General features: G+C 70.0%; 16 protein-coding genes. 5 read left to right on the top strand and 11 right to left on the bottom strand.

The annotated features are described in order from the left end of the window. Positions 1-32: 32 nt before the first annotated feature. The 9 genes from LXN57_RS13665 to LXN57_RS13705 all read right to left on the bottom strand — a co-directional run bounded on the left by LXN57_RS13665 (position 33) and on the right by LXN57_RS13705 (position 13,310). Positions 33-2,219, bottom strand: a complete 2,187-nt coding sequence (locus tag LXN57_RS13665; protein ID WP_251798456.1) for an MMPL family transporter — start codon at positions 2,217-2,219, stop codon at positions 33-35. A gap of 102 nt (positions 2,220-2,321) precedes the next feature. After that, positions 2,322-2,954, bottom strand: coding sequence for a TetR/AcrR family transcriptional regulator (locus LXN57_RS13670; protein WP_251798457.1), 633 nt, complete (start codon positions 2,952-2,954; stop codon positions 2,322-2,324). 543 nt (positions 2,955-3,497) lie between these two features. Further along, positions 3,498-3,992 (bottom strand): MarR family winged helix-turn-helix transcriptional regulator, encoded by a 495-nt coding sequence (locus LXN57_RS13675; RefSeq protein ID WP_251798458.1) that lies wholly within the window; start codon positions 3,990-3,992, stop codon positions 3,498-3,500. 119 nt (positions 3,993-4,111) lie between these two features. After that, positions 4,112-4,891 (bottom strand): DUF4142 domain-containing protein, encoded by a 780-nt coding sequence (locus LXN57_RS13680; RefSeq protein ID WP_308206616.1) that lies wholly within the window; start codon positions 4,889-4,891, stop codon positions 4,112-4,114. Positions 4,892-5,128: 237 nt separating this feature from the next. Further along, positions 5,129-8,224 carry an AAA family ATPase gene (locus tag LXN57_RS13685; protein ID WP_251798459.1) on the bottom strand — a complete coding sequence of 1,032 codons (3,096 nt, stop codon included), beginning with the start codon at positions 8,222-8,224 and terminating at the stop codon, positions 5,129-5,131. A gap of 76 nt (positions 8,225-8,300) precedes the next feature. Continuing rightward, on the bottom strand, positions 8,301-9,578 hold the full coding sequence (locus LXN57_RS13690; protein ID WP_251798460.1) for an MFS transporter: 1,278 nt from the start codon (positions 9,576-9,578) through the stop codon (positions 8,301-8,303). Between the two features lie 65 nt (positions 9,579-9,643). Beyond that, positions 9,644-10,984, bottom strand: a complete 1,341-nt coding sequence (locus LXN57_RS13695; RefSeq protein ID WP_251798461.1) for a ferredoxin reductase family protein — start codon at positions 10,982-10,984, stop codon at positions 9,644-9,646. Between the two features lie 47 nt (positions 10,985-11,031). Then, entirely contained in the window at positions 11,032-12,306 is a 1,275-nt protein-coding gene (locus tag LXN57_RS13700; protein ID WP_251798462.1) for a hypothetical protein, read from the bottom strand. Beyond that, complete coding sequence (locus LXN57_RS13705; protein ID WP_251798463.1) at positions 12,303-13,310, bottom strand: hypothetical protein; 1,008 nt, start codon at positions 13,308-13,310, stop codon at positions 12,303-12,305. The genes LXN57_RS13700 and LXN57_RS13705 overlap by 4 nt, the downstream gene beginning before the upstream one ends. A 129-nt stretch (positions 13,311-13,439) precedes the next feature. On the opposite strand from LXN57_RS13705, the gene LXN57_RS13710 reads away from it, so the two are divergent. From LXN57_RS13710 to LXN57_RS13730, 5 genes are all read left to right on the top strand, one after another. Further along, complete coding sequence (locus tag LXN57_RS13710; RefSeq protein ID WP_251798464.1) at positions 13,440-13,724, top strand: hypothetical protein; 285 nt, start codon at positions 13,440-13,442, stop codon at positions 13,722-13,724. Next, on the top strand, positions 13,721-14,341 hold the full coding sequence (locus LXN57_RS13715) for a hypothetical protein (protein WP_251798465.1): 621 nt from the start codon (positions 13,721-13,723) through the stop codon (positions 14,339-14,341). Before LXN57_RS13710 ends, LXN57_RS13715 begins: the two co-directional genes overlap by 4 nt. Positions 14,342-14,632: 291 nt before the next feature. Then, positions 14,633-14,959, top strand: coding sequence for a DUF3817 domain-containing protein (locus LXN57_RS13720; protein WP_251798466.1), 327 nt, complete (start codon positions 14,633-14,635; stop codon positions 14,957-14,959). A 339-nt stretch (positions 14,960-15,298) separates the two neighbouring features. After that, positions 15,299-16,270: an ArsR/SmtB family transcription factor gene (locus LXN57_RS13725; RefSeq protein ID WP_251798467.1), complete on the top strand. Its 972-nt coding sequence runs from the start codon at positions 15,299-15,301 to the stop codon at positions 16,268-16,270. A gap of 38 nt (positions 16,271-16,308) precedes the next feature. Continuing rightward, positions 16,309-17,898 (top strand): SLC13 family permease, encoded by a 1,590-nt coding sequence (locus tag LXN57_RS13730; protein ID WP_251798468.1) that lies wholly within the window; start codon positions 16,309-16,311, stop codon positions 17,896-17,898. 51 nt (positions 17,899-17,949) lie between these two features. Here the strand turns inward: LXN57_RS13730 and LXN57_RS13735 are convergent, their stop codons facing one another. Both LXN57_RS13735 and LXN57_RS13740 read right to left on the bottom strand, forming a co-directional pair. Beyond that, positions 17,950-18,273: an ArsR/SmtB family transcription factor gene (locus LXN57_RS13735; protein ID WP_221374549.1), complete on the bottom strand. Its 324-nt coding sequence runs from the start codon at positions 18,271-18,273 to the stop codon at positions 17,950-17,952. Further along, positions 18,266-18,697, bottom strand: a complete 432-nt coding sequence (locus LXN57_RS13740; RefSeq protein WP_251798469.1) for an SRPBCC family protein — start codon at positions 18,695-18,697, stop codon at positions 18,266-18,268. Before LXN57_RS13740 ends, LXN57_RS13735 begins: the two co-directional genes overlap by 8 nt. Positions 18,698-18,723 lie beyond the last annotated feature (26 nt).

Raw genomic sequence — 18,723 nt, forward strand, 5'->3', positions numbered from 1 at the left:
TCCAGGACGCGTTGCCGTTCCAGGCCGGTCGGTCAGTTTACCGCCGTGGGGGCGGGCTGCGGGGGCGGGACCGTTCCATCGGCGTGCGCCGGGATGTGCGGCTCGCCCTCGACGCTGAAGCGCGGCAGGATGCGATTCAGCCAGGCGGGCAGCCACCAGTTCGCGCGGCCGAACAGGTGCATCAGGGCGGGCACCAGGACGCTGCGGATGAGGAACGCGTCGATCGCGACGGCGGCGGCCAGGCCGATGCCGAATTCGGAGATCACGCGTTCGCCGCCGAGGACGAAGGCCCCGAAGACGAAGACCATGATGAGGGCGGCGGCTACGATCACCCGGCCCGTCTCGCTCTGCCCGGTCGTGACCGCCCGCCGGTTGTCGTGGGCGCCGGTCCATTCCTCGTACATCCGGCTGACCAGGAAGACCTGATAGTCCATCGAGAGGCCGAACAGGATCGCCAGCATGATGACCGGGACGAACGATTCGACCGGTCCGGCGCCGCCGAGGTTGAGCAGGCTCGAGCCCCAGCCCCACTGGAAGATCGCGACGATCACCCCGAACGAGGCGGCGGCCGCGAGGACGTTCATCACGGCGGCGGTGAGCGGCACCAGCAGGCTGCGGAAGGCGAGCATCAGCAGCAGGAAGCCGAGGACGATGACTACACCGAGGAAGAGCGGCAGCTTGCCGGTCAGCACACTCGCGAAGTCCTGGAAGATCGCGGTCGCCCCGCCGACGTACACCTGCAGGGTGTTGCCTTTCTCGGCGGCCGGGATCACGTCGTCGCGAAGCCGGTCGATCAGGTCGGTCGTGCCTTCGTCCTGCGGGGACGTCGTCGGAATCACCATGGCGATGGCGACCTTCGCGCCGGGCTCGGCGGGAAAGGCGGCGACGGCGGCGACACCCTCGACGGTCTTCACCCTGTCGAGCAGTCGCGTCAGGGCCTCGCCGTCGGCGGGTGAGCCGAGTTCGGCGACCAGTTGCAGCGGCCCGTTGAAGCCCGGTCCGAATCCGGCGGCGAGCAGGTCGTAGGCGCTGCGGGTGGTGGTGCCGGCCTGGTCGTTGCCGTCGTCGGAGGCGCCGAGCCGGATCGAGAAGGTCGGGATCGCCAGCAGCGCGACGACGATCAGCGCGGCCGTGCCCAGCACTGTCCCGCGCTTCTGGATCAGGGCCGCCCACTTCCCCGTACGGGGCCGGTCGGCAGCGGGGGCGCGGCGCTCCTTGCGGCTGAGCACCCGGGCGCCGGCGAAGCCGAGCATGGCGGGCAGCAACGTCAGCGCCGACAGCATGGTGAACGTGACGGTCACGGCCGCGCCGACGCCCATGCCGGTCAGGAAGTTGAGCCGGAGCACCAGCAGCCCGAGAAGGGCGATGATCACGGTGCCGCCGGCGAAGAGCACCGCGCGTCCGGAGGTGGTGATCGCGCGGACGGTGGCTTCCTCAGGCGGCAGGCCGGCGCGCAGGCCGCTGCGGTACCGGGTCACGATGAACAGGGCGTAGTCGATGCCGACGCCGAGTCCGATCAGGGTGGCCAGGGTCGGGGCGATGTCGCTCAACGTGATCGGGTGGGAGAGCAGCCCGATGGTCATCAGGCCGCCGCCCAGGCCGGCCACCGCCACGATCAGGGGCAGGGCCGTTCCGGCCAGTGAGCGGAAGAACAGGAACAGAACCAGCGCGGCGGCGAGGATGCCGATCAGTTCGGTGCTGCCCTGGGCGGGCTCGGTCGCGTTGCTGATCGCCGGCCCGGCCAGTTCCACCTGAAGTCCGGGGCTGCGGGCCGCCTGGGCGGTGCTGATGACTTGGTCGACGTCGGCCGGCGGCAGCTCGGCGGGGAGCTTGTCCATCTGGACCTCGGCGTACGCGGTGCGGCCGTCGGCGCTGATCTGGCCGGGGCCCTGCTCGGCGTACATGCTGGAGACCGAGGTGACCGACGGTATCTTCTCGACCTCGGCCAGCATCGCGGCGATCTTCGTCCGCACGGCCGGGTCACGGACGGTGCCGTTGTCGACGTGGACCACAATCTGTTCGATGTCGCCCGACGACGCCGGCAGGGCGTCCTCGAGCAGTTCCAGGGCTTTGGTGGATTCCATGCCGGGCAGGCTGAAATCGGCGGAATAGCTGCTGCCGGCGGCCGCGTAGCCGGCGCCCAGAGCGACCAGCAGGGCCACCCACAGCCCGAGCACCGTGCGCCTGTGCCGGAAACACCAACGGGCAATTTTGGACATGGAAATCCCCCAACAACAATTCTCGTGCGTCGAATTCGGGCAGGGTGAAGCGCCACGGCAATGCGATTTCGCCGCGGGTTCAGCTATTCATTCGGGGCCGGGCTACGGCGCGCGGTTGGTGGCAGTGCGCGCGAGAATGCCGTCGAGCACCACGTCCAGCGCCCAGAGACCGCGGACCAGGCCGTCGCCCGAGACGAGTTCGGCGCCGAGCCGGGTGATGTTCGGGTACTTCTGCGGGTCCGCGGCCTTGATACGCGCCTCCACGTCGGAGATCCGCATCTCCTCGCGCTTCGGCGTGACCTCGGCGCTGTGCTCGACGGCCAGCGCCGTGGGCACCAGCAGGAGGAGATCGACCCCCCACGCCGCCGAACGGTCGTCGGCGCCGCCCTCGCTCAGCAGCGCGAGAACCTGCTCGACGATCGCGGTGAAATGCGGGCCGTTGGGCCGGGTGGACAACGCCATGCGGGCGAGCTCGGGGTGCCGCCGCAGCACTTCGCCATAGCCGGCCAACAGGGCCTTCACCCGGTCCCGCCAGGTCCCGCCGCCGGTGAGCTCCACCGCCGCCAGCATGGCATCGAGGATCTGAGCATGCAGGTCTTCGGTGTCGCGGACGTACACGTACAGGGATGCGTGTCCGGTGTCGAGCACCCCGGCGATCCTCCGCATGGTGACCTTGGCCAGGCCTTCCTCGGCGAGGATGCCGAGCGCGGCATCGATGATCCCCTGCCTGGTCAAGGCGGCTTTCGCCGGCCGCTCCCGGCGGCTTCGCGAAACAGGTTCCGGAGTGCGCGACGTCATGGTCGAACCCTAGCACGACCATGGTCGTCGCGACCATGGTCGTCCAAGCGCGGTCCATGACATCACGTCGTGGCCCGTCCCTTCGTTCTCCTCGGGCGGAACGCGAAGTGGCACTTCACCGAACCGCCCGGTCAGTGGTCTCTACCGCGCGGCGTGTCGCGCTTTCTCGACCGTTGAGCGGGCGACTACTCGGCGTCCGGATCAGCCGGGGTTTCGCCGCTGGCGACCTCCCCTGCCGCGGGACGACGGCGGAGCGAAAAGCGCATGGTGGCTGGCCTATCTCGTAGTCCGTCGAGGCAGACCAGAGCAAATCAGACAATCCCGAGAGTCAGCTCCGCGCAACCTCAAAGAACTGTGCGAACACGCCGGAAACCCCGGATGAACCGACGGTGTATCGGAGGTGGAAATCTTGAGCGCAGTCAGCTGGCCGGTGCGCGCTCCTCGCCATGCCGCGGTGATCGCCCGGTTGCGGGTTGCCGGTCAGTCCACGGCCGTCTCCCACCGCTGCCACCACTGGGCGTCCGGAATCTCATCGGCTGCTTCCACCAATGCGTTCAGCGTGGCGGCGAAGGCCAGCGGGCGGGTCATCGCAAGCTCGCCGACGAGCCCGGCGAGCGACTCACGGCGGCGGCGCATCACCGCACCGACAAGGTCGCGGCCCGCCGCGGTGAGCGTGACCCAGGCGGCCCGGCGGTCGTCAGGCCGTTCCTGGCGAGCCACCAGCCCTTTGCGGACCAACCGGTTGCACATCCGGGTGGCCGTGGACGACGTGACGGTCAACTCCTGAGCGAGGTCCACGATCCGCTGCGGGCCGCGCGAGACCAGCACGACCAGTGTCCGGTACTGCGGGAGGGTGACGTCCTCATCGAGGTCGGCCAGCGATCGGGCGGCCAGACCGACGAAGGCCCGGCTGAGCGACAGCAGCGCCCCGACCACCTCGTCCTCGCTCGCAGTGAGCGCCGTCTGCTCAAGCATCCGACCACTCTGACATGAGCTGCTCCGCGGCTGTCAGGCGAGCCGTGGGAGAACCTCACCGCCTCGACAACAAACCATGCACACCTGCATTAATCTCGGCGACCGTTGTCCGCATCGGCTCAACGCCGGGCGCGGGTGAGCCTGATGAGTACGGCGACCGTGACGCCTGCCGCGCCCAGGAGCACGAGCCACAGAACGACCGGGTTCACCGCGAGCATGCCGATGTTGGCCTCGGCGATTGCCGTGCCGGAGAGGTCTTGCGCCGGGGGAAGTGCCGCAGGTGGCAGCCGCTCGTACCGGACCAAGCCGGTGCTCTCCAGCATCTTCATGTGGTTCATCACGAAGATGTTCGCGTCATCAGCGAGCTTGCGGACGACAGGGTCCCGGGTGGATGCGCGCACCGCCCCGATAACCGGGAAGATCTTGCCGTGGGCGGCACGGAGCCGGGTGACGAAGATCTGGTCGAACTGCACGCCCTTGTTGTTCTGCATCTCCTTCAGAAAGCCCTGCTGCTCCGCGGTAGGAGTGGCGGGGATGGCGGCGCCCAGCTGGTTGGCCGCGGCGACGACCAGTTCGTCAAGTTTGACGTGCTGGTCGGCGATCATCGTGCCGACCTTCCGCACGGTGGCGGAGCTGCCTCGCTGGGCGGCCATCTGACCGGCGGGAATCTCCCACAACCCGGCCTGCCTGACCCCGTTGAGCAACAGTGTGTCGGCGGCATTGAGCTGCGTCGGCACGGCGGGCTCCGCACGCGCGGCGCCCGGCACTGCTGCCAGCGCAGCGACAGCCGCAACGAGGATGACTGCCGCGCGGCGTACGGACGACGGGGCGAACATCAGCGCCTCCAGCTCTGATCGGTTGTCGGAGATCAGTACGGCCGCCGAACGAGAAAGGTTCACTGATACACGCAATTTAGGACGACCGATTCGTGTGACCGTTGACCTGCCGCACCGACTCCGGCGGCCGACAACCTCGGATGCGACCCTGGCCCGCCGGCCCACCGTTCGCCCTCACCGCGGCCTTGCGCACCGCGGCTGACGGCGTTGCCGGCCCGGGCCGGGAAGCGGTCGATGTCACCAGCAGGGCGCCAACGACAGCGCCGCTGACTACCGGTCCTGCCCGCCAATTCTCTCGCGTCAGGGGAGGTGGTCGAAGAGTCGGTCGGCGTGGCGTTTGAGGCGTACGAAGCCGCATTGTTCGGCGGTCGTGCTCGCTTCAGTGGTGAGATTCCGCGCCCGGCCGATTTCGGTCCCGGCAAGCAGTTCGGCATAGGCGAGCTGAGTTCGCACGACGAACAGCGGCGCCTGGAGGCGGCGGTTGACGGCGAGGGCGATGTCGAAGGCAGCGGCCGCCTCGTCGATCTGCCCGAGGGTTGCCAGCGCGAGGCCGAGCCCGTGGGCTATGGATCCCTCGGTGGTGGCGCCGGTGCTGGCGACCTGGTCTCGCCAGCCGTTGAGGACCGGCACGAGTTGGGAAGCTGGCTCGGTAAGGGCGAGCGTATGACAGAGCTCTGCCCACAACATCAGGGTCGTCGACCAGAACTGGGGTGCGCTGCCGGATGAGAGGTCGAGGGAGTCGGTGATCGCTCGGGCTTCCGGCTCGCGGCCGAGGTCGCACCACACATAGGCGACGCCGGCCCGGAAGACCTGCAATGCGGGGTTCGTTTCGAGGACCTGTTCGAGGGCCTCAGCCACTTCGGCGAGGCGGTCCTGAACGCGGCGGATCTGGAAGATCTGACCGGCGTAACTGAAGAACGCCTCAGGTTGTCCGGTTGCGACGCCGAGTTCGAATGCGGCGTGAGCGGCGGCTTCGGCCGCGTCCAGGTCGCCGTCCAAGAAGTGGTGCATCGACTGTGTCTGCGCGTTGGTCCAGCGAATGTACGGTTCCGGACTGCGCCTGGCGAACGAGTCGCGGATGTCTCGCTCGCGGTTCATGACGTCGCGATCGCCGCGTTCGAGTGCGATCTCGTGGTGCGACATCGAGAGCAGGCCGCGCAGTCGCGCGTCGCCGGCGCGTTCCGCGGCGGCGATGCCTTCGTGCAGCAACCGCTCACGGCGCCCGAGCAGGTCCAGCGTACGCAGTGCGCTTTCGGTGAGGCGCGCGACGTGCGCGATGACGCGGTCTTCGCCGGCCTCCTGGGCGAGCGCGAGCGCACGTGAGACGACGCCGTCGACCTGTTCCTCGGGCGCGGCGTGAATCTCAATGGCGAGAATCGCGTGGAGCAGCGCGCGGTCGGCCACACCGGGCCGTGTCGCGATCGCGCGTTGCAGGAGCTCGACCCGTTCGTCGTCGATGGTCCCGAACTGACTGACGTCGCCTCGGTTGTTGGCCAGCGCCGCCCGCACGAGCAGGTCGTCGTGGTGGAGGTCGACGGCGAGACGACCGGCCTCAAGGAGCGTTTCCCGGTGGGCGGGGTTTCCGGTCTGGCGTTGGGCGGTCCCGAGGCCGACAAGGACTTCACATCGCCGCGCCGTGGGCACGTTGGGCAGAAGATCGAGAGCCTGGCGGTACCACGTCACCGCTTCGTCAGGCGCCAAGTGAGCCAGCGCGTAGTCACCCGCTCGCCCCGCGTGCTCGGCGGCCTTCTCACGGTTCCGGGGGGCGATGGCGTGGATCCAGTGGTGGGCGATCTCGCCGGCCCGTTCGCCTGTGTCGTCGCCACGCCTCTCCAGCGCGACCGCGACTGCCTGGTGGCTCAAGGCCCGTGCGGTGGGAGTCAGCTCGGCGTAAAGAGTGTGGGCGACGATGGCATGCGTGAACGCGAACCGGCCGGCGGCATCGGTGACCAGCGCATTGTCCACGGCCGGAGCGAGGCGCTCGAATGTCCGGACGTGGTCTTCGCCGAGCAGTTCGGACAGCAGGTCGAGCTCGAAATCCCGGCCGATGACCGACGCTGTGTCGAGGGCGCTGCGAGTTTCGGGGCCGAGGCGCTGGACACGGCGGCCCACGACCTCGCGGACGCTCACGGGCAGCCCCCGGGCTCGCAGGTGGGCCGGGGCCGTCCAGCGGCCGTCGTCGTGCTGGCGGATGGCCCCGGTTTCGGTGAGGTGGCGAAGAATCTCGGTGACGAAGAACGGGTTGCCTTCCGTCTCGGCCCGCAAGGCGTCCCGCAGCGTGAGTCCGTCGGGGTCCATCTCGTGGCCCGCGACCGTCTCCAACAGGCGGAGCATCTCGCCGTCGTCGAGTCCGCGCAACGCCAAGCGGATCGTGCCCGGCTCTCGATGGGTCGCCGCCATCAGGGCGGTCAGCGGATGCGACGGGTCGATGTCGGAATCCCGGAAGGTCGCGATCACCAGCACCGGAGTCGTCAGCGCCCGCTCCAGCAGGTGACGCACCAGGGCGAGGGACTGGACGTCCGCCCAGTGCAGATCGTCGAGCACGACGAGCGCCGGCATTCCCCGGTCCGAGACGGCGCCGAGCACATCGACGACCGAGTTGTAGAGCGCGAACCGTGCCGAATCCGATTCCAGGTCCGCCGCGCCCGTGCCGCCCAACAGCGGTGCGAGGGCTTCGTGACGGCCGGCGAAGACACCGGGCACATGCCGGTCGAGGCCGGTCAGCGCTTCCCGCCAAGGCTGATACGGAATAGACAGATCCTCGTCGCAGCGCCCGTACAGAACCACCGCCTCGTGCTGCGCTGTCCCCGTGAATACGGCAGACAGCGTCGTCTTGCCGATCCCGGCCTCGCCGCTCATCAACACCACTCGCCGCTGTCCGGAGGCAACCACCTCCTTCCACGCCTTCGCAAGCATCGCGCGCTCATGTTCCCGGCCGGCGAACCCGAGGCCCGATGACACGGCGAGCCGGGCGGGTAGCGGTACACCGCCCGCGGGCTTCGGCCCTGGCCCGGCATTCGTCAGCAATACCGTCCCGACGAACTGGTAGCCGCGGCGATGGGTGGTACGGATGAGCCGCTGTTCTCTGCCGGTGTCACCGATCGCCCTGCGGGCCGCGCGGAGCACCGTGGTGACCGCGGCCTCGCTCACGAAGCGATCACCCCACACCGAGTCGAGGAGCTCCTCCTTGGAGACGACCCGGTCGCGATGCGAGATCAGATAATGGAGGACGTCGAAGACCCGGGGCTCGATCGGGACACGTTCACTCCCCAGGCGCAGCTCGTAGAGGGAAGTATCGAGCTCGAACCCGTGGAAACGGTACGAAGCTCCATCCACGGGTCGGATGATACTACTGCAGCTGGTGGACGCGGCAGTGATCTCCGTCGGGCGCCACACGACGACGGAACACCGCCCCGGGCGGACCGGGCCGTAGCGGCCACCTCGTTGTGCGCCCGGTACCGGCTCGGCGGTGTCATCGGATACAGCGGATGCGGAGCATCAGCACACCCGACGCCACCGCGCACAGGGAGCCGAAGACGAACAGCGCGGGGTAACCACCGAACCAGCTGATGACCGCACCGCCCACTGCTCCGGCGAGCAACTGGGGCAGGCCGGTGGCTACCTGCAGGATGCCCAGGTCGCGGCCCTCGCTCCCGGCATCGGGCAGCACCAGGGACATGACGGCCAGGTCGATGGCGAAGTACGTGCCGATCGAGGCCCCCAGGCAGGCGGCGTAGACCAGCATTCCGGTCCAGGTCGGCATCGCGAGCGGGATCGTCATCGAGGCGGCGACGCCGAGGGCGCTCACCCCGACGAACAACTTGCGGCGGTCCACCTTGTCGGCGATCCAGCCCGCCACATTGGCGGCCAGCACCCACACCACGATGCTCAGCGTCAGCAGGGTGCTCACCGCCGCCGCGACGTCGCCGCCGGGCACATTTCCGGTGCCGATGTGGTCCTGCAGCGTGTAGAACAGGTAGCCGTTGACCACGAAGTAGGACGCGAAGAGCAGGAACCGGCTGAGGAACGCCAACCGGAAGTCCCGGACCGTGAACGCGGCGAAGAAGGACCGGAACGGCACCCCCGCTCTCCCCCGATTCCGCACCGGGGCAGGCAGGTCACGCGCCGAGCCTTCCTTCGCACCGAACAGCAGCAGCGCGGTGGTGACCAGCAGGACCAGGGCGATGACGGCGTACGCGGTCAGCTGGCCCGCCCGGCTGGCCACCTGGACACCGACGACGATGCCGATCGGTGTGCCCATCCCGATGACCGCCGACGCCACACCACGCCGGTCCTCCGGAATGCGGTCGGGCAGGATCGCCGTGATCGCCCCCGAATAGAAGTTCGCGGCGAACCACAGGATCACGGTTGTCGCGATCAGGCCCGGCAGGTTGTCGGCCAGCCCCATGAGGATGCAGGCGACGGCGGAGACCACCGCGGCGGCGGCGATCCACGGCGTCCGGCGTCCGAAGCGGGAACGGGTGCGGTCGGAGATCGCGCCGCCGGCGGGGATGGCGACCATCGACGCGACGGCCGCGAGCGTGGTGAGCAGAGCGAGGTTACCGACCTTCGACGCCGGGTCCACCGCCTCCACCTGGACCGGGAGGATGACGGCCGAAATACCGTTGAACAGCGCGTACATGGCAGCAGTAGCCGGGAGCAGCAGCGCCAGCAGCCGGCCGACTCGCGGTCGTGAGGCCGGCTCGCCATCGACGGCAACGATCTGGTGCGGGGGACGGACGTCGGTCATGAGGCCTCCGGGTCCGTGTCGAGCGAGGGCGAAGCCATCGTGGCCGCCGTCAGGTGGCCGGGCGCTCAGACTGCCATCCGGAAAGCCTCGATGTGACGCTGGCGAGGCGGCACCTGCAACGCTCGGAGCGTATGCAGGACGGCGTCTGCCATCGCGGCCGGCCCGCACATGTAGACGTCCCGCTCGGCGATGTCGGGCACCAGGCCACGCAGGCCCGCCGGACTGAAGGGCTGGTTCTCCCGGCTGGTCCGGCCGGTCAGCACGTGCAGCCGGGCGCCACGCTGCTGAGCCAGCTGGCGCAGCTCGCCGAGCAGCACAGCGTCACCGGCCGTCCGCGCCCGGTAGAGCACCACGATGTCGCCCGTCAGGTTCGGATCCTCCAGCAGCGCACGGATCGGGGTGATACCGATCCCGCCGGCGATCAGCACGGCGTCCGGCTTGGTCCGGCGGACCGTGGTCAGTGCGCCATAGGGCCCCTCGGCGTAGCACCGTGTGCCGACCGGCAACTGCCGTAGCCCACCGCTGGTGGCGCCGATGGCCTTGGCGGTCAGGCGCAGCGTGCGACCGTCGGGTGCGGCCGACAACGACCAGGGGTTCACCTGCCACCAGGAGTTGTGACCGGGAAACCGCCACCAGAAGAACTGGCCCGGCCGGGCACGCAGCCGCTCGAGGCCGCGACCGCCGACGTACACCGACACGGCGTCGTTCGTCTCCGGGACCACCGCGACGACTCGCAGTTGGTGGCGGGCATTGCGGACCAACGGCACGAGAAGCCGGTTGGTGAGCAGGGCGCCGATCGCGAACGCCCACAGCCCCCACCAATAGACGCTGGCCGGCACGCTGGCGTTGAAGGAACGACCCTCGTAGACCTGGTGGATCACCGCCAGCACGAGCATGACGTACACCAGCAGGTGGACGGCGTGCCAGGCCTCGTACGACAGGCGCTTCCGCGCCGCCCGCACGGAGGTGACCGCCATGACACCCACCAGCCCAGCGGCGATCATGCCCAGCAGCACGGGCATCTGTCCGCCCAGGTTGGGAATCTCCGCGAAGAACGAGATCTGGTCGAGTTCGGCGAAGCCGAGGAGGACGAAGGTCGGATGCAGCACCACCAGCCAGAAGATGGTGAAGCCGGTCCAGCGGTGCCAGTTGGTCAGCTTGTCCATGCCGATCCGCCGCTCGAAGAACGGGAGCCGGGCGATCAGCAGCACTTGCAGCGCCATCGCGAGGCCGAGGTGCAGGCCGAGGAAGCGCCCGATCGAGCCGAGCGTGTTGTGCGAGGGGACGGCGCGGACGAACAGCAGCTCGACGACGACCAGGTTGACCAGCAGGAAACCCCAGAGCAGCAGATATGCGGTCCGGGCCGAGCTCATGCGGCTGACGCGCGGCGACGTCGCGGTGTACATCGTGGAACCTTCCTGAAGGATGGACCGGCGTGGCCGGACTGAACGCGTTATCGGGCCGGCGCCGTCACCGTGACGCCGATCATGGGGAGGGCCACTCCCCCGTCGACCTCGGCCTTCCAGCGCCAGTGGGCGCCGGGCAGATCACCGAGCACCACCGCGACCTGTCCGCTGCCGGGGCCGCATGCCGCGAACAGCTGCTCGGCCTCCTCGGCGGACGGCGGCTCGGCGAGGACGATCACAGCCGTGAGCGCACAGCGACGGGAGGCGAGACGCACCATGCCGTCGTCCGTCCCGGCCGCCGCCCCGGACGGGCGCAGGTCGGCCATGGACCGCAGGCGTGTCGCGGTGGACGGGACGCCGACCGGTTCGCCACCCAGCCCGGGCACCGACAGCACAGGCAGGTCGGGACGGAACCGGACCAGGTCGGTGAGAAGGGTCCGCACCACGTCGGCGGCGACGCCGAGCGAGCCGCCGATCGCCAGCACACCGTCGAGCCAGGTGAGATCGACGAAGAGCGGACCAGACGCCCCACCACCGACCCGGACCAGGCATGGTGAAAGCTGACCACCCGGGATCTGGCCGTGGGGAGCCTCGCTCGGACGCGTCCAGACGCCGTCGGAGACCGCCTGCCACGGCGGCCGGGGCTCGTGACCGGAGGTCACCCAGGCGGTGATCTCCCGGTCGCCGACCCGGAGGGCATAGGCTTCGACGCTGTCGGCGGCGAGCCCGGCGGCTGCCTGCCAGGCCAGCCTGGGACCGGCCTGGTCGGCCGCGAACTCCGTGACGAGTTCGGCCCGCTCGCGCAGCCGCTGCTTGATCTCACGGTGCAGGCGGGCGTTCTCGGCGCGCGTGCGACGGCGGTCGCGCACCCACCGCACGATCCGGCGGCGCATGAACAGCAGGACGGTGAGCAACGCCAGAACCACCGCTCCGACCAGTGCGAGCACCAACTTCCAGGTGAAGTACGGCTGGTCGGCGCCGCCCGGGTCCGGCCCGACGCGACCGAGGCGGACGTCGGGCCCGGTCGCGTCGCCGGGCACCAGCAGGATCCATCCGGGCCGCACCTGGCCGGCCGCGGCCAGTGACCCTCCGTCGCTTTGGGGCCGGCCCAGGTTCAGTTCGAGGATCTCGCGGGCCCGGGCGGAATCGCCGAGCGTCCGCTGCGCTATCTGGCCGAGGGAGTCGGCGCGCCCACCGTTCTGCTCGGGCGTACGGACAACGGTGACCTTGACGACGTCATCGGGCGCCGCGACGGCGCCGGACGGCGTGAGCAGCGAGGCGGCGAGGACCGCGGCGAGCAGCAGGAGAATACGGCGGATCATCGGGCCGGGGTCCAACCCTGCACAGCGGCACTGGCGATGACCACGCCGGTGGACTTGTCGGCGGCGTTCCGGTACAGCGGCGCGCCGTCCAAGGTGACCTGCTTGGTCCCGTCCTCGCGGCGCAGCCACCAGACCCGCTTCTCGTCGATCCCCACGACCTTCACCTTCTTGCCGTTTTCGGCGACCACCGGCCGCCACAGCGTGGCGCACGCGCCGGTGCACTTGCTCGCCGGCGGGTCGGTGCTGTCTTCGTCATTGCGGTAGAGGGTCGCGCCGTCGTCGTCGACCACGACGGCGCCGTCACTGCCCTTCTTGGCGGTCAGCGTCGCGGTGCGGTCCGGCTTGGCGGGCTTGACGACCTCGGTCCCGATCAGCGCGTCGTTCGCCGACCCATCACGTTTGATGGCGAACCAGGCGTTGTCGACACCCTGGCCGTTGAAGTCGCCGGGAACGGTGTCATCCGCGAACCGATACACGGGCCGGCCGCCGAGGGTGACCTGGACACCCCCATCCGACCGGCGGATCGCGCCGACCTCGTCGGTCTGAAGGCCGTCGAGGAAGACGCGCCCACCGGCTTGGATCAGCACCGGCGGCCAGCGCACCGCGCAGTCGCCGGTGCAGTTGGTGGCCACCGGTTCGGCCGTGTCCTTGGCGAAACGGTAGAGCGTGAATCCGCGGACCTCGGTGACGGTCTCGCCGATCGAGGCCTTGTTGACGGAGAGCTGAACCCACTTCGACGGCGCGGCCGAGCCCGTGTCCGGAACGGCGCTGGGCGAAGCCACGGTCGCGGTGGGTTCGGCCGAAGCGGTGGGCTGGCCACCGCGCCCGTCACCGGTGAGGCCCAGGCTGCTCGCCGGAGCGTCCACCAGCTGGATCTGGCCGGCGGCAGCGGCCCCTGCGGTCCCTGCGGGCTCGGCGGGCTTGTCGCCGGCACAGGCGGCCACCGCGAACAATGTTGCGGCGGCGAGGGAAACGGCCGGCGCGCGGGCCGAGGTCCGGGCCACGATGACACCTCCAGGTCGGATCGGGACAGACAGGCACGCTGTGCACGATCGACGAGCCGATCGGGTTCGACGAATGTGACTCATGCCACAAGACTCGAACCGAAGGGCGTCCTCGGTCGTGGAGCCCGCATGGCCAGATCTATCGTGGTGCCCGGCGACGACCTCCAGCAGGCGGCGGACGCGATGCGCCGGGTGCTCCAGCACATCAACCTGAAGCCCAGCCGGGCAGACTTCACCCGGGTGGTCGGACCGCCGGTCCGCGACGCGGCGGATCACTTCGACGACCGCTGGGACGCCGGTCGCAAGCAATTACGGCAGGAATGCGACGACATCGTCGAGGCGATCGACATGATCTTGAACGCCTTCACCTCGGTCGACAACCAGTCGGGCGACAGCCTCGGCGGCGGCCGATGACCGCCCCCGGATCGTTCACCCTTCAAGTGCCCGGCAGCTGGCTCGACTATGACCTCGCCCAGCAGGACTTCGCCCGGCAACAACAAGAGCTGCGATCGGAGATGACCACGCCCGAGCAGCGCCGGGCCGCCGACGACGCGCTCCTGCAGGCGCGACGCCTGTTGCGGGCCGCCCGCCGGCGCGGCGCTGTTTCGGCCGCCGGCCTGATCGCCCGGGACGAGGACGGCCTGCTGATGGCGTTCGTGGCGGTGTTCGGCGTGACCGTGCCGGAGGGCATGGACCTCTCCATCGCCGAGATCGCCCAGCAGCTGTCGCGACCCGCGGGCGCCGATGGCTACGGCGACCGCACCGTCACTGCGGTGCAGCTTCCCGAGATCGGATCCGTCGCCCGGATCACCGGGACCGAGACCGTCGCGCTCACCGACGAGACCTCGGCGGTGATGGTCGCCATGCACACCGTCATCCCCCTGCCCGATCAGCCAGGGTCCTATCTGGTGGTGACCGGGATGAGCCCGAACCTGGCGCTCGCCGAATCCCTGTACGACATCTTCGACGCGATCACCGGAACCTTCCGCTTCGTCGGCGACGTCGCCGTACCGGCCGGCGAGGCCCACTGACGGTCGGCTTGCCCCCAGCCGACCTGAACCCGGGGGTGGGGGGGCCGGGGGGCCCCCCCCCCGGGGGGGGTGGGGGGGGGGGGGGGCCCCCCCCCGGGGGGGGCCCCCCCCCCCCCCGGGGGGGGGGCGGGCGGGGCGGGGGGGGGGGGGCCGGCCCCCCCCCCCCCCCCGGGGGGGGGGGGGCGGCGCGGGGGGGGGGGCGCCCCCGCCCCCCCCCCCCGGCGGTTCTGTCAGGGAGGGCGGTTACGATCGGACGCCGTCAAGGTCGATCTCGCACCAGGGGGCCCGAACGTGCAGCCGTACCGCATCTTCCGCATCACCGCCGTGGCGGAGGCGTTCTCGTGGGCGGGCCTGCTCGTCGGCATGTACCTCAAGCGCGTCGCCGAGGTCACCGACCTGGGCGTCTGGCTGTTCGGCAGGATTCACGGCGCGCTGTTCGTGGCCTACATCGTCGCTGCCCTGTGGGTGGCCCGCACCGAGCGCTGGTCGGTGTGGCGCACGCTGGCCGGGCTGGCCGCGTCGATTCCCCCGTTCACGTCGCTGATCTTCGAGCGCTGGGTTGCGAAGCGGCGTACGGCGCCCGAAGCTCCTATTTCGGAAATGTCTATTCCGAGCTGAACGGCAATGGCGGGATCGGCCGTTCGGCTGAACCCGGCCCGATGGTTTCAGCGACGCATTAAACGTCTTGTCGCACCCCACGTCCGCCAGCGATTGTCATCCCGCCGGGTCGGCCACGAGCTGAACCGACGAGGTGAGGTCGCAAGACGGATATGCCGTTATCGGGGGTGCATATCCGGGACTTTCCTGATTCGTCGGTGCTGCTCGTGGCGACGCCCGCCCATCCGTACGGCCCTGGAGGCCCTACGGATCTTTGTCGCGGACTGGTTTCTGGCCGGTCGCGGACTCCGGATAGACTTTCGGCCGTGAATCCTTGCTGAATGGCAACTGGGGGCCGACGTGTTGCGCATCCACTTCACGCCGGAGGACGTCGGCCGCGTGCGGATTGCGGCCGAGCCCGATCCGCTGTGGGAGACGATCTTCAGCGTGTGGCGCCTGCGCCGCCCCGCTCCCGAGCTGGTCTACGGCCGCTGGCGCGACCACGCCCTCCGGACGAGCCGGCGCGACGACCTCGAGCTGCTGCTTCCGCTGGTCCGGGGCGCCTACTACCCCGACTTCCTGACCCCGGCCGAGGGGTCGCTGGGCCTGTCGGCCGCGCTCGAGGTGATCAAGTCAACCCCCGCCACCCGGCTCCGCGACGAGCTGGAGGAGCTGGTCCGGCACGCCGGCCCCAAGCCGTCCTGGCTGAGCCGGCTGGCCGAGGGCGAGAGCGAGATGGTCGAGCGCCTGGCCGGGGCGCTCCAGTCCCAGTACGAGAGCGCGATCGCCCCGTTCTGGGCCGAGGGCCGGGCCCACGTCGAGGCCGAACGTTCCCGCCGGGCCCGGGTGCTGCTCGACCAGGGCGCCGAGGGGTTGCTCGACAGTTTCCGCCCGATGATGCGGTGGGAACCCCCGGTGCTCGAGGTCGACACCCCGTTCGTCCAGACGCTGCACCTCAACGGCCGTGGGCTGGTGCTGCTGCCGTCCTTTCTCTCCTACGGCACGCCCGACGCGCTGCGCGACACCACGCTGCCGCCGGTGCTGGTCTATCCGATCGAGCACGACCTCACGCTCAACCCGGGCCTGCGGCCGGCCGACGGCGCCTCGCTGGCCGCCCTGATCGGCAAGACCCGCACGTCGCTGCTCGAGTCGCTGGGTGACGGCCGCACCACGTCCGAACTGGCCCGCCGGGTCGGCGTCAGCGCGGCCTCGGTCAGTCAGCACACGGCGGTGCTGCGGGAGGCCCGGCTCATCCGGACCAGCCGGGCCGGCAAGGCGGTCGTGCACACCCTGACCCCGCTCGGCGAAGCGCTTCTGGGAGAAGAGCCCTAATATCAAGTGACGTAGATCACTCGATCAAGGGGGCTGGCATGAACGGCGCCAAGACCGATGTGGAGAGCCGCCTGCTCGGCGGTGCGACCTACCGCAGTTTGGGTGAACAGCAACTGTCCCCGGCCGAGGAACGATTCGAGCGGGGACGCCGTACCGTCGGCCTCTTCCTCGCCCCGGCCGTCACCCTCTTCTTTCTCGCGCTGCCGCTCAGCATCCCGCCCAGCCAGCAGGTGCTCGGCGGGCTGCTGCTCGGCGTCATCGTCCTCTGGATCACCGAGGCGGTGCCGATCCCGATCGGCGGCCTGATCGGCGTCGCCCTGATCGTCGTCTTCGGGGTGGCCGAGGCGGCCGATGTGCTCGCGCCGTTCGGATCGTCCACCGTCTTCACCTTCATCGGGGCGTTCATCCTGGCCCAGGCGATGCTCAAGCACGGCCTGGCCCGGCGGTTCGCCTTCCGTATCCTGTCGCTGCCCGGCGTCGGCCGCTCCGCGAGCCGGGTGATCATCGCCTTCGGGGCGGTGACGTGCCTGCTGTCCGCGTTCGTGTCCAACACGGCCACGGTCGCGATGCTGCTGCCGACGGCCCTGGGCATCCTGTCGGTCATCGCCAAGCTGCTGCAGGACCGCGGGCTGGTCGAGCCCGGCTTCGACCCGACCCGGCTGCGGGTCGGGGCCGCGCTGATGCTGATGCTGGCCTACGGAGCCAGCGTCGGCGGCCTGCTGACGCCGGTCGGGTCGCCACCCAACCTGATCGGCCGCGGCCTGATCGAGGAGGCCACCGGCGAACGCATCTCGTTCGCCCAGTGGATGGCCATGGCCGCCCCGATCTGCCTGCTCATGTTCGCCGTCCTGGCCGTCGTCCTGCTGCTGCTCAACAAGCCCGAGATCCGCCGCATCGAGGGCGTCGAGGAGTACGTCGCGAGCGAACGGGCCAAGCTCGGCACATTCTCGGCGGCCGAGCGCAACACCCTGATCGCCTTCGTCGTCACGGTCACCCTCTGGATCTTCCCGGGCGTGATCGCGGTGATCGCCGGCACCGAGTCCGCCGTCTACGACACCGTGTCGGCCCGCCTCAACGAGGGCGTGGTCGCCGTGCTGGGCGCCTCGCTGCTCTTCCTGCTGCCGGTCTCGTGGCGGAACCGGGAGTACACGCTGAACTGGAGCGACGCGGCGCGCATCGACTGGGGCACGATCGTCCTCTTCGGCACGGGCATCATCTTCGGCTCGCTGCTGGCCGACACCGGTCTGGCCGAGACGATCGGCAACTCCAGCGCCGACGCGCTCGGGCTGAGCAGCATGTTCGCGATCACCGCGTTCGCCGTCATCCTGGCCATCGTGGTCTCCGAGACCACCAGCAACACCGCCTCGGCGGCCGTGGTGGTGCCGATCATCATCCCGATCGCCGTCGCGGCCGGCGTCAATCCGCTGGTGCCCGCGCTGGCGGCGACGTTCGCGGCGTCGTTCGGTTTCATGCTGCCGGTCTCGACACCGCAGAACGCGGTGGTCTACGGCTCCGGCGTCGTCCCGATCACCACGATGATCAGGTCGGGCGTCTCGTTCGACGTCCTCGGCGCGATCATCATCCTGCTGATCCTGCCCCTCATGGTCGCCGCCGTCGGGCTGGGGTGAGAGGCGGGCGCTTGCGCGCGCCCCCTCTCGTGCAGGAAGGCGTATGGCCCCTCAGGAGTCGGTGGAGGCGTCGCGTAGCCGGGTGAGCGCGTCCGACCAGTACCTCTCGTAGCGCGCGACCCACGGCGCCATCACCCGGGCCATCGTCTCGGCGTCGATGGCGTAGCGCTGGTGGCGGCCCTCCCGGGTCGCGGTGACCAATCCGGCCGCGCGCAGCGCCATCAGGTGCTTGGAGATGCCGGAGGCGACCAGATCGGGGAACTCGGCGACCAGTTCGGCGACCGTCATCGTGCCGCGCTCGGCCAGCAGGTCGAGGATGCGGCGGCGGGTCGGGTCGGCCATCGCCCGGAACAGGTCGTCGCTGCGGTCAGGCACCGCCGCTCGCCACCGCCCCGGCCAGTCGCTGGAGCACCTGGTGCTTGTCGGCGCCCCGCTCGTACGCCTGCTGTGTGCCGGCCCAGTCGGCCTTGCCGATCCCCGCGAAGCCGTCGTGGACCAGGCCGACCCGGGTGCCGGACGCGGTCGGCTCCAGCGTGACCACGAGACGGCTCGGGTGCACCCAGCCCGACTCCTCCTCGAGCCAGGAGAGCACCAGCCGGCCCTCGGGGACGATCTCGAGCACGGTGCCGCTGATCCGGGTGGCGCCGTCGCCGCCCGGCATGCGGTAGGCGCCGCCGACGCGCAGATCGATCTCGAGTTCGGGTGAGAGCCAGCGGCGCAAGCCCTCGGGGGTGGACAGGTGCCGCCACACGGCACTCGGCGGTGCGGGGATCTCCAGGGTGCGAACGACCTCGGGCATGATGTCGACTCCTTACTGTCTGGTAA

Source organism: Paractinoplanes hotanensis (genome assembly GCF_023717965.1).
In the GTDB taxonomy this organism is placed as follows: Bacteria; Actinomycetota; Actinomycetes; order Mycobacteriales; family Micromonosporaceae; genus Actinoplanes; species Actinoplanes polyasparticus.

Excerpts from the sequence above, each read along its gene's own strand:
- LXN57_RS13665 (WP_251798456.1), bottom strand. The coding sequence starts at position 2,219 with ATGTCCAAAATTGCCCGTTGGTGTTTCCGGCACAGGCGCACGGTGCTC.
- LXN57_RS13675 (WP_251798458.1), bottom strand. The coding sequence starts at position 3,992 with ATGCTTGAGCAGACGGCGCTCACTGCGAGCGAGGACGAGGTGGTCGGG.
- LXN57_RS13690 (WP_251798460.1), bottom strand. The coding sequence starts at position 9,578 with ATGACCGACGTCCGTCCCCCGCACCAGATCGTTGCCGTCGATGGCGAG.
- LXN57_RS13695 (WP_251798461.1), bottom strand. The coding sequence starts at position 10,984 with ATGTACACCGCGACGTCGCCGCGCGTCAGCCGCATGAGCTCGGCCCGG.
- LXN57_RS13700 (WP_251798462.1), bottom strand. The coding sequence starts at position 12,306 with ATGATCCGCCGTATTCTCCTGCTGCTCGCCGCGGTCCTCGCCGCCTCG.
- LXN57_RS13710 (WP_251798464.1), top strand. The coding sequence starts at position 13,440 with ATGGCCAGATCTATCGTGGTGCCCGGCGACGACCTCCAGCAGGCGGCG.
- LXN57_RS13715 (WP_251798465.1), top strand. The coding sequence starts at position 13,721 with ATGACCGCCCCCGGATCGTTCACCCTTCAAGTGCCCGGCAGCTGGCTC.
- LXN57_RS13730 (WP_251798468.1), top strand. The coding sequence starts at position 16,309 with ATGAACGGCGCCAAGACCGATGTGGAGAGCCGCCTGCTCGGCGGTGCG.
- LXN57_RS13740 (WP_251798469.1), bottom strand. The coding sequence starts at position 18,697 with ATGCCCGAGGTCGTTCGCACCCTGGAGATCCCCGCACCGCCGAGTGCC.